We start from the raw sequence: 10,416 nt of genomic DNA on the forward strand, positions 1-10,416 counted from the left end.
TGAAAAGAGTCACATCCGTAGACGTGACTCTCCGCTTATAACTCCCCTCTCCGGTTCATCCGAATCAAGAGAAAAATCAAATACGGTGCCCCGACCATGCCAGTGATCACCCCGACCGGATAGCGCGCCGTGAAGGCGAACTGGCCGATGAGGTCGGCGGCGAGTACTAAGACGACACCGACGAGCCCAGCCGGAATGATCGTCGAGCGCCCGTCCCCGACAAGCCGCTTCGCGATCGGTCCCGCGAGAAAGGCGATGAAGGCAATCGGTCCGGTCGTCGCCGTGGCGAGCGCGAGCATGAGCACTGAGGCGATGATGAGGAGCACCCGTGTCTGGTTCGTTCGAACACCGAGCGACGTCGCCGTCATTTCCCCGAGCTCTAGAATCTGGAGCTGACGGCTGAGCCAGATGACGACCGGCAGACAGAGCGCGACCGTGATCATGAGCGGCGGGAGCGTCTCCATCTTGGCGCCGTTCAAACTTCCGCTCAACCAGCGCATCGCCGTCCCGACGTCGTTTTGACGACTAATCAACAGGAGATAGTTGATGACGGCCGTCAGCATCGCCTGGATGCCAATCCCGACCAAGACGAGGCGCCCAATCGAGAACGCGGCGCTCTTCGACAGGAAGTAGATAGCGAGTACGGTCAACAGTCCCCCGATGACCGAGATGATGGAAACGAACGTGTTGCTCGCCTGTAACACGACGATACCGAACACGGCCGCCGCACTCGAACCGGTCGTGATGCCGATGACGTTCGGGTTAGCGAGCGGGTTACGGAGCATCGTCTGGAACACCGTCCCGGCGACACCGAACGCGATTCCGGCAAACACGCCGGCGAGCATGCGTGGCAGGCGGATCGTGTTGACCGCAAACGACGCGCCCGGCACGTCCGCGCCGAACAAGACGCGGACGACGTCCCCGACCGGGTAAATCGTGTTGCCGAGCATGAGCATCAATGCGCTCAAGGCGAGCGCGAGGAGGCTCAGGACGAGCGTCACGACGACGGTCCGTTGCCGACGCCGTCTGCTGTTTTGAATCATCGGTTGATAAGGTTTTTTCATCATAGGTCACGCACCTTCACTTTCATCGTCAACGCAATCAAAATCGGCGCCCCAATAAAGGCGGTGACAATCCCGACTTCGAGTTCGCCCGGGCTACCGAGCAGGCGTCCCGTCACGTCCGCGAACGTGAGCAGGATTGCCCCGGCGAGCGCTGACATCGGGATGACGAGCCGCTCGTCTGGCCCGATCGTCAAGCGAATCAAGTGTGGCGCGAGCAGTCCGATGAAACCGATTGGTCCTGCAAGTGCCGTCGCAGCCCCACATAAAATCACACCGGCGAACGAGGCAATCAGTTTGAACGTGCCGATGCGGACCCCGAGTCCTTTAGCGAGCTCTTCCCCGAGCCCTAAAATATTCAACGACGGGGCCGCGAGGATGGCGATGACGATTCCGACGATAAAGAACGGCAAAAACGTCATAATCGAATCCATATTGCCGGCGCCGACGCTGCCGACTTGCCAGAACCGGAACTGGTCCATGACGTTCGAGCGCGGGATCATGATGGCCATGACAAGCGAGGACAAGGCCGCACTCGTCGCCGCCCCGGCGAGGACGAGTTTGAGCGGGGTCGCCCCGCCCCGGCCGAGCGACCCGATGCCGAACACGAAGACGGCCGTCAAGAGCGCCCCGACGAGCGCGAACCAAATGTAGTCCGACGACGACGAGATATTAAAGAACGCGATCCCGACGACGACGAAGAGGGCCGCCCCCGTGTTCACCCCGAGGATGCTCGGGTCGGCAATCGGATTTCTCGTCACCGACTGCATCAAGGCGCCCGAGACGCCGAGCGCCGCCCCGCACATGAGACTAAAAATCGTCCGCACGACGCGCTGTCGGATGATGTCCGCTTCATACGACTGAACAGCCGGACGGAATAAACCGTCAAGCAGTTCATCCCATCCGACTGTCCGTGAGCCGAAAGCAAGTGAAGCGAGCATGCAGACGACGAGCAAGACGAGTGCCCCCATCAAGATGAGAGGAAACCGTTTCGGCGAATGCATCTTCTTCAGCTTATTCATTTGTTCACTCGACTTTCTCGAGTGCTTCCGAGACGAGTTTCACGTACTCATCGATCGTGTATTCAATCGAGAGCGGTGACGGTGTCCCGGCTGCCGCGAGCGGCGTGTTGTCTTCGATCAAGACGACCGACCCGCGTTCGATGGCCGGTACTTTGCTGTAGAGCGGGTCCGCTTGAAGTTCTTTGAGCGTCTCTTCGTTCCCGTAGACGACGAAGAGGTCAAGGTCGTTCAAGATGTCGGCGTTCTCTGAGCTGAGCTCGAGGTAAAAGCTACCTTCTTCGAGTTGATCTTTAATGTTTTGCGGGTACTCCATGCCGAGCTCTTCGATGAAGGCACCGCGCGGGTCACCTGTCGTGTAGATGTAGAACTTCGACAAATCGCCAGGGCTCAAGGCGACGAACGCCCCTTTCTTGCCTGCCATGTCCGGTACTTCCGCCGCTTTATCCGCGATGAGCTGTTCTGTGTCGGCAATCAACTGCTCACCTTCTGCTTCCATGCCCATCGCCATCGCGTTGTAACGAACCGTGTCTTGCCATGAAGAGACCCAAGGCGTCTCTTGGTACGCGACGACCGGTGCGATTTGTGTCAACGTGTCGTAATCTTCTTGCGTGATGCCTGAGTAAGCCGCCAAGATGACGTCCGGCTGTGAGTCGGCGATCGCTTCAAAGTCGAGGCCGTCCGTGTCTTGATAGACGTTCGGGTTGTCTTCACCGAGCTCTTCTAGCTTTTCAGCTGTCCACGGTAAGACGCCGCTACCGTCTTGAACACCGTAGTTCGCAGCCGAGAAACCGACCGGCACGACGCCGAGCGCGAGTGCGACGTCTTGGTTCGACCAGCCGACCGTCGCGACGCGTTCTGGCTTCTCTTCGATGACCGTCTCACCGAGCGCGTGCTTGATTGTGATTGGGTAGCCTTCTGCTGACTCTTCATTCTCCCCCGTCGTCGCAGGTTCTTCTGTGTTCGAGCCGCAACCGGCGAGCACGAGCATGAACATTGAGACGAACAAGAACATATGTAACATCTTCTTATGCTTTTTCACGTTGTAATCCCCTTTTTCTCTTTTATGACGATGTATCACCGACACTGATAATCATTATCATTTATGAGTATAGGATGAATCCGGGACCGCTGTCAATCTGAACTTCAAGATATTCGACGTGAAACGAAAAACAGCCCATGTCAAATGACACAGGCCTTACCGTTTTTCGCGCATGACGTCCGCCATCGGACAGCCTTCCTGTTCGAGCTCGGAGACGATGCGCGCATAATCTTGATCGTTCCGATTTTGACTCAGCTTGAACGCCGCCTCGATTTCCGAGACGTCGATTCGAAAGCCGACGACACCGTATTTTTGACGCTTGACCGGTTCCGACAGCTCTTCCCAGACGACGGCGTCTCCCCGCTTCCCTTCATGGTCCCGGAGCAGGCCGGCCAATTCGTCTTCGAGCTCCGCCTCGGTCATGATCGTCGCCTTCCCGTAGAGATGGACCGCCTGATAGTTCCACGTCGACACGTCCTCATGGCCGTACCACGACGCCGAGACATAGGCGTCCGGGCCTTGGACGATTACGAGCACCGTCTGTTGTTCAATCGTTTTCCATTGCGGATTATGTTTAGCGATATGCGTCGTGAACGACAGCTTTCCTTCGGCCTCATGCAGACGGAGCGGTACGTGCGTCGCGATCGGCTTCTGCCCGTCATATGTGACGACGGTGCCGAAAGGATGGGTCTTCAAAAAAGCGTGGACTTCCTTCGGGTCGTTCACGGCGTACTGTTTTGGGACGTACATCGAATTCCTCCTATCTAGACTCCCCTCGTCTAAGCCACGTCAACTAGGGTAAAGAGTAGATGACGCTACATGACTTGAGGAGGGATATTATGAAACCACAGATTAAAGCATTCGTGTTCGATGTGTATGGGACGTTGTTTGACGTCCATTCCATCAAGACGGCGTGTGACGAACAATTTCCCGGGAAAGGTGACCAGATTAGCCAGGCGTGGCGGACGAAACAACTCGACTACTTCTTCACCCGTCATATCATGGGGCACTATGCCGACTTCTCGGTCGTCACGCGCGACGCCTTGCGGTACGCCTTATCGGCGACCGACGTGACGTGGACGCCTGAAACCGAGGATACGTTGATTGCGAAGTACGCCGAGCTGTCACCGTACGATGAGGTCGCAGGTGTGTTGAACGAACTCCACGGAAAACGGACCGTCGTCCTGTCGAACGGGACGGACGCGATGCTCACGGCGCTCATCCATAACGCCGGGTTCACCGACCTGTTCGACGAACTCGTCAGCGTCGACGGTGTCAAACAAGCGAAACCGTCACCGGCCGCGTATATGCACTGGTTCAAAAATAGCGGACTGAAGCGGGACGAGGTATTGTTTCTATCCTCGAACGGTTGGGATATCGCCGGTGCGAAAAACTTTGGGTTCCACACGGCGTGGATCAACCGCGACGGCAAACCGCTCGACATGCCTGACTTGGCCCCTGACGCCGTCTATGAAGATCTATCCGGAGTATTGGAATGGGTCACGGACGAAGCGGCTTGGCCATAATCAAGTCGACTTGCGCGTCGTCCCCCATATAGAACGTGTGCGCTCCCGTCTGGACGAAACCTTGCTTTCGATAGAAGGCGAGCGCCTTGTGGTTATGTTCCCACACACCGAGCCAAATCTCCCGTTTTTCCAGCTCGTTCGCGCACATGACGGCCTGGTCATACAACGCCTTGCCGACGCCACTTCCTTGGAACTTCCGTCGCACATAAATCCGTTCGAGTTCGAACGCCTCCTCGCCCATGGCCTCGGTCTGGGCGTTGTTGGCGTTCACTTTTAAATACCCTGCCACTTCCCCGTCGAGCGTGGCGAAGAAGAACTGGGAGTCCGGATTTGAAAGCTCCTCTCGGAGTTGCGGCACGTTGTACGCCCGCTCGAGATACGCCGCGAGATGCGCCGGGTCGTTCTCGGCTTCGAACGTCTCCGTGAACGTCTCGATGCTGATGTCTCGGAGTGTGTCGACGTCTTCAAGTGTACAAGCTTTGATGGTGATCATCTGGCATCCCCCTTTAGTATTCTCGTTTGTGACCTCGCTTGACCGCTTCCCAATCCCCTTCAATGTTATGGCGGACCCGCCTCAACAAACGGAGGAGTTGCTCGGCTTCTTGATCGGAGAAATCAGCGAGCGCCACGTCCGTCGAATGGTCATGCTCGCGGAGGATGAACGGATAGACCGCTTGTCCTTTCTCGGTCGGATGGAGTCGCTTGATTTTCTTGTTGTGCGGGTCGTCGACTCGGCGAATGAACCCTTCCCGTTCAAGCTTTTGAATCGCCCGTGCCGCCGTCGAGCGGTCGACTTTAATGAGTTCGGCCAGCTTTTCTTGGATGATGCCCGGCTCTTCGCAGATTCGGACGACATAAAGATATTGCCCTTTCGTCAGCTCGAGCTCTTTGAACTCGATGTTGCTGATCGAGTCGAGCGCACGGGCAATCATCCCAATCTCTCGTAGATGGTCTCTCATACAAGCCTCCCGAATGTTATATGTACAAGCTTTACTCCTTCAGTTTAACTCATTTTGTTGCATTTGCAATAAAATTATTTTCGTCTTTTATCGCACACAATATGAGAAAATAGAGATATCATTCTACGAAACGAGGGGATTTTATGGCACACCGCATCTACACGACGAGCTTTGCGAGCGTCTATCCACATTACGTCGCGAAAGCCGAACGGAAAGGCCGAACGAAAGACGAAGTCGACACGATCATCCGCTGGCTGACCGGCTACGACGAGGCCGGGCTCGAGCGTCAACTCGCGTCCGAGGTCGACTTTGACACGTTCTTCGCCGACGCCCCACACATGAACGAAGACCGCACGCTCATCAAAGGCGTCGTCTGCGGCGTCCGTGTCGAGAACGTCGAGGAGCCGCTCATGCGCGAAATCCGCTACTTGGACAAACTCGTCGATGAGCTCGCCAAAGGCAAGGCGATGGCGAAGATTTTACGAGGAGGCGACGCCTGATGGATTATGCGACACTCGTCGACGACAAGCGGCTCGACGCCTTCATCCGCTTGATTGACGTCATTGACGCGAATCTGCCGGACGGTTTTGAGAAGACGACTGACGGCTCGGGCATCCACTACGTCGTCCCACTGTCGACATATCCGTCCGGGTATCACGTCACACCAGGCACACCGCCTTCCGTTTTTAAGTGTCATCGCCCAAAAGCGGCATCTCGCCGTCTATCATATGGGCGTCTACACGGACGAAGCATTGCTTGATTGGTTCAAACGACGTTACGCCGAAGACGTGCCGACGAAGCTCGATATGGGCAAGAGTTGCATTCGTTTCAACAACGTGAAGCACATCCCGTACGAGCTGATCGGCGAGCTCGTCTCGAAGATGACCCCGGCGCAATGGATTGCTGCATACGAGTCACGCTAAACAGGCAGGTCGATGTCCGACCTGCCTGTTTGTTATACGGTGAATCGCTTCGTCATCTGGCGCATCTCGTCCGCCATGTTGGAAAGTTCTTGCGCCGAGGCCGTGATTTCTTCCATCGACGCCATCTGTTCTTCTGTCGCTGCCGACGTGTTCTCGGTCGCGGTCGTCTCGGTGATGCCTTGAATCTCGTGCACCGACGTCAAAATCTCGGTCGCACCGGCTGCCATCTCTTGGACTGCACTCGACACTTCCTCGACTTTTTGTCCGACTTCTTCAATAGCTCGCTTGATCTCCTCGAACGCCACACCCGCTTGTTGAACGTTCGTGACGCTATGATCCATCTCACTTTCGACGACGTGCATTGTCTGGACGGCTTGTTTCGTCTCCGTCTGCGTGTCGTCAATCAAGCTCGAGATTCGCTTCGTCGCGACGGCCGACTCCTCTGCGAGCTTCCGAACTTCTGATGCGACGACGGCGAACCCGCGTCCATGGTCCCCGGCCCGCGCCGCCTCGATGGCAGCGTTCAAGGCGAGCAAGTTCGTCTGTTCCGCGATGCCGGAGATTGTGCTCGTGATGCCGCCAATCTCTTGCGAGCGGACGTCGAGTTGACCGATGACCGTCTGCAACGCCTTCACTTTCTCGTTCATCGCCTCGAGCTGGGACTCGAGCGTCTCAATCAAATCATTGCCGGTATCGACTTTTTGAAGCGCACCGTCTGAGAGCTCGGTCATCTGTTGGGCACTGTTCGAGACGTGATGAATCCCACGCGTCAAGTCGGTGATCGTTCCGTTCGACTCTTTCACGCGAGACAATTGACGTAACGAACCAGACGCGATTTCTTCCATCGTGACCGCTACCATCTCGGTCGCCTTCGTCGTCTCTTCGACATTCGTCTTCAAATCGTCAGACGACGTGGCGACACGTCCGGCTGTCGACGTGACGTTCCCAATCAATGTCCGTAAGCTCGCATTCATTTGATTGAAGGAAGCGGCGAGCGTCCCAACCTCATCACGAGACGTATACGAACTGTCCGCGGTCAAATCTCCCGCGCCGGAACGGCTCATGAGTGCGTTCAATTCGCGAATCGGACGGACGATGAGGCGTGTGATGTAAATACCTAATCCAATCGCAATCGCGCTACCAATCAGGACGATTGTCCAAAATAAAAGGACGGTCCGTTCACGTTCGGCTTGCATCGCCCGGCTTGCTGCTTCTGCTTCTTGATTGATTGCGTCCATGACGATGGATGCGTTCTCGACAAGTGCAAGGCGGACCGGGCGCAAATCATTCACGTACTGCCGATATGCGGCGACGTTCTCGTTTCGAAGTGCCGGACGCATGACAGGGTCGACACCTGCCAAATACGTTTCAATCTCAGCGCTTAAATCTTCAATTTCTTGGTTAATCGAAGCGTCACGTGACGTATACGTATCATTAAACGTCTTCAAGTTTTGAATCATGCCATTCCGACGTTCCTCGATGTTTGCCTGAAGTTCTTCGTTACGGCTCCCGTCGGTCGTCAACATGAGTTCGAGTAGATAGCCTTCAAGTGCCCGGTTGTCTGTCCGAAGTTGACCGAGCGCGCGAATCGGGATTAACCGTTCTTCTTGACACTCCCACAGCTAAAGCAGTGGGATTCTGAAGTGCTCGTGCGAGCGCAGTCCATTTCTGTTTTGCTCAAGCCTTCAGATGAGGGTGTGCCATCACCCCTCCTGAGACAGACCATATAGGTTCTCAGGCTGATTGACTGTTACCATCAACCACAGGTCGTTACAGGTGTGTCCACCTGATGTTTTAGCGTCTTTTGCATGACGACAGGCATCGTTTTACCGGTCACATGGTTTCGTGACCGAACCGGATACGATTCTCAAGGAGCGATGGACACGGGCGTTTTAGAGACTTGTACTTGTCTATGGGATATATATACCCGAATGTCGGATGTTTTTCACATCCGAACTCACGTTCATCCCATGCCTAAAGGCGGGCTATGCCCGGTATGGGCTTTCCTGCTCGTATAATCTGTAAATCCCTTCGCCTGTATCTGCCATGCGGCCAATCATTGTATGACTCATCGCCGCAACGATGACGAGTGTCGTCATAAACGCCGCAATCAAGACGGCCAGTTTTTTCGACATACTTAAATTTTTCATTTCTTAATCCCTCCTATCCCATTTATCGTATAAAGGGACGGAGACGTGAAGTAAGATCACACACTCGTTGACCTCTTCTTGAATTTTCAAGCGGAAACGTCGTCCGTGGAGATGTTTTCTGTTCTCAACCTGCAATTCCAATCAACATTCAGGACTTCCGTCCGATAATAACGTAGCTCGAACGAACTATAACTAGAATGTGAGGAATTGCCATGAGTCCAACAAAACGGAACCACTTGATGCTGATCACGACGTTCGTCATCGTGTTGACGTCCGTCACCGTTCATCTGCTTCACCGCTTCACCGATTTCGCTTATTCGTACACCGTGCTTCGGAACGGCGTCACAGGCTACCCCTATTCAACCGCGACGTGGATGTTGTTCCTCGTCCCGATTATATTTTTTGTTTTCATGTTGGTGAGCGAGCAGAAACACCATCGCTCGTTCGCATACTGGATGATGCTGACGTTGACGTTCGCGAGCATCTCGACCGTCGCTGGTGGACAAGGGCTCGTCGAGTACCACTTCTCCATCTTCGTCGTATTGGCCATCTTGTCGTTCATGCGCCGAATCGACTTGATTGTCTATAGCACCCTCATCTTCGCCGTTCAACATTTAGTCGGATACTTCTTCATTCCTGAGATCATTTGTGGAACGAGCGACTATCCGTTCAGCCTTCTTCTCGTCCATGCCGTCTACTTGGTTTTGTTGAGCGCGGTACTCGTCACGCAGATTCATTTCAGAAACGTGGAGTCTGCCCGCGTGAAAGCGAACGAGGACGAGACGCAGCGCCTGCTCGACAAAGCCGTCGCGGACGCGAGCCGTCTCGTGACGTCACTAAAAGAACACGCCGCCGAACTCGAGGCCGCCGCGAGTCAATCGCTCGAGTCAGGTGAACAGATCGCTATCGCGGTCAATCCGATCGTCATGCATGCGACCGATCAACAGACGTCGATGACGCAAGGGGCGGACGAGATTCAAGCGATCCGTTCCTTGACCGCCCTCATCCAAGAACGGATGGCCCAGACGGCAAGCGCCTCGTCGCGCATCGCCTCGGACGCGGTCGCGGGTAACCGTGACATGCGGCACATGGAAGCGAAAGTCGAAGAGATTATCGACGAATCGACGCGACTTGATGACGTCGTCACGACGATGTCGAACCGTTCGAGCGAGATTCAAGCCATCTTGCAACATGTCGAAACGATCTCGGAACAGACGAACATGCTCGCCTTGAACGCTTCAATCGAAGCGGCACGTGCTGGGGAAGCCGGACGTGGATTCGCCGTCGTCGCGGCCGAAGTCGGAAAGCTCGCCGTTCAATCTCGCGAGTACGCATCTGAAATGACACGCGTACTCGGCGGATTAATGGAGGATACGACGGTCGTCCGCGACTCGGCGAAGCTATTCAAACATGCGACGGAGAACTGCCAAAGTGTCGCGTCGGACGTCACGGCCGTCTTCACCCGCTTAACCGAGGATGTCTCTGAAATCGATGCACAAATCACATCCATCCAAGAGACCCGTCAACACGTGACGTCTCAAATGGGCGCACTTGAAACTCGTCTCGCCTCGACAAAACATGCTGCAAGCGAGCTTCAGCACCAAATCGAGCACGTCGCGTCAGCAACAGAAGAACAAGTCGCGATCCAAAAAGAACTGCGTCACATGTCGGACCGTCTCGCCTCGACTGCGAACACGCTCGACGTCGTGACGAGTCAGCTCGAACAACGGGCCAAC

13 protein-coding genes are annotated in these 10,416 nt (G+C 55.3%); 5 read left to right on the forward strand and 8 right to left on the reverse strand.

What is annotated here, in order from left to right:
* Positions 1-35 precede the first annotated feature (35 nt).
* The 4 genes from DI14_RS04395 to DI14_RS04410 form a co-directional block, all read right to left on the reverse strand.
* Positions 36-1,067 (reverse strand): iron chelate uptake ABC transporter family permease subunit, encoded by a 1,032-nt coding sequence (locus DI14_RS04395; RefSeq protein WP_034805738.1) that lies wholly within the window; start codon positions 1,065-1,067, stop codon positions 36-38.
* Positions 1,064-2,083, reverse strand: coding sequence for an iron ABC transporter permease (locus DI14_RS04400; protein WP_051622561.1), 1,020 nt, complete (start codon positions 2,081-2,083; stop codon positions 1,064-1,066). The genes DI14_RS04395 and DI14_RS04400 overlap by 4 nt, the downstream gene beginning before the upstream one ends.
* A 4-nt stretch (positions 2,084-2,087) precedes the next feature.
* The gene (locus DI14_RS04405; protein ID WP_034805758.1) at positions 2,088-3,104 is read right to left on the reverse strand and encodes an iron-siderophore ABC transporter substrate-binding protein; all 1,017 of its coding nucleotides are present in this window, start codon (positions 3,102-3,104) and stop codon (positions 2,088-2,090) included.
* Between the two features lie 174 nt (positions 3,105-3,278).
* A complete protein-coding gene (locus DI14_RS04410) occupies positions 3,279-3,872 on the reverse strand; it encodes an FMN-binding negative transcriptional regulator (RefSeq protein ID WP_034805741.1) in 594 nt (197 codons plus the stop codon).
* 89 nt (positions 3,873-3,961) lie between these two features.
* Here DI14_RS04410 and DI14_RS04415 point away from each other — a divergent pair, with 89 nt between their 5' ends.
* The gene (locus tag DI14_RS04415) at positions 3,962-4,648 is read left to right on the forward strand and encodes a haloacid dehalogenase type II (RefSeq protein WP_034805743.1); all 687 of its coding nucleotides are present in this window, start codon (positions 3,962-3,964) and stop codon (positions 4,646-4,648) included.
* On the opposite strand, the gene DI14_RS04420 is transcribed toward DI14_RS04415, so the two are convergent.
* The gene (locus DI14_RS04420) at positions 4,623-5,141 is read right to left on the reverse strand and encodes a GNAT family N-acetyltransferase (RefSeq protein WP_034805745.1); all 519 of its coding nucleotides are present in this window, start codon (positions 5,139-5,141) and stop codon (positions 4,623-4,625) included. The genes DI14_RS04415 and DI14_RS04420 overlap by 26 nt on opposite strands.
* Before the next feature lie 13 nt (positions 5,142-5,154).
* Positions 5,155-5,607 (reverse strand): MarR family transcriptional regulator, encoded by a 453-nt coding sequence (locus DI14_RS04425; protein WP_034805749.1) that lies wholly within the window; start codon positions 5,605-5,607, stop codon positions 5,155-5,157.
* A gap of 143 nt (positions 5,608-5,750) precedes the next feature.
* Here DI14_RS04425 and DI14_RS04430 point away from each other — a divergent pair, with 143 nt between their 5' ends.
* From DI14_RS04430 to DI14_RS15695, 3 genes are read left to right on the forward strand one after another with little or no spacing between them, the layout of a single operon-like run.
* Entirely contained in the window at positions 5,751-6,107 is a 357-nt protein-coding gene (locus DI14_RS04430) for a DUF2200 domain-containing protein (protein WP_034805752.1), read from the forward strand.
* Positions 6,107-6,367: a hypothetical protein gene (locus tag DI14_RS15690; protein WP_369792699.1), complete on the forward strand. Its 261-nt coding sequence runs from the start codon at positions 6,107-6,109 to the stop codon at positions 6,365-6,367. Before DI14_RS04430 ends, DI14_RS15690 begins: the two co-directional genes overlap by 1 nt.
* Positions 6,303-6,530 carry a DUF1801 domain-containing protein gene (locus DI14_RS15695; protein ID WP_369792697.1) on the forward strand — a complete coding sequence of 76 codons (228 nt, stop codon included), beginning with the start codon at positions 6,303-6,305 and terminating at the stop codon, positions 6,528-6,530. Before DI14_RS15690 ends, DI14_RS15695 begins: the two co-directional genes overlap by 65 nt.
* A gap of 32 nt (positions 6,531-6,562) precedes the next feature.
* On the opposite strand, the gene DI14_RS04440 is transcribed toward DI14_RS15695, so the two are convergent.
* Both DI14_RS04440 and DI14_RS15420 read right to left on the reverse strand, forming a co-directional pair.
* On the reverse strand, positions 6,563-8,152 hold the full coding sequence (locus DI14_RS04440; protein WP_369792698.1) for a methyl-accepting chemotaxis protein: 1,590 nt from the start codon (positions 8,150-8,152) through the stop codon (positions 6,563-6,565).
* 363 nt (positions 8,153-8,515) lie between these two features.
* Complete coding sequence (locus DI14_RS15420; protein ID WP_160165637.1) at positions 8,516-8,680, reverse strand: hypothetical protein; 165 nt, start codon at positions 8,678-8,680, stop codon at positions 8,516-8,518.
* A gap of 212 nt (positions 8,681-8,892) precedes the next feature.
* Here DI14_RS15420 and DI14_RS04445 point away from each other — a divergent pair.
* On the forward strand, positions 8,893-10,416 hold a 1,524-nt coding region (locus DI14_RS04445; RefSeq protein ID WP_034805754.1), incomplete at its 3' end, for a methyl-accepting chemotaxis protein.

Source organism: Exiguobacterium sp. AB2 (assembly GCF_000696055.1).
Lineage (GTDB): Bacteria > Bacillota > Bacilli > Exiguobacteriales > Exiguobacteriaceae > Exiguobacterium > Exiguobacterium alkaliphilum.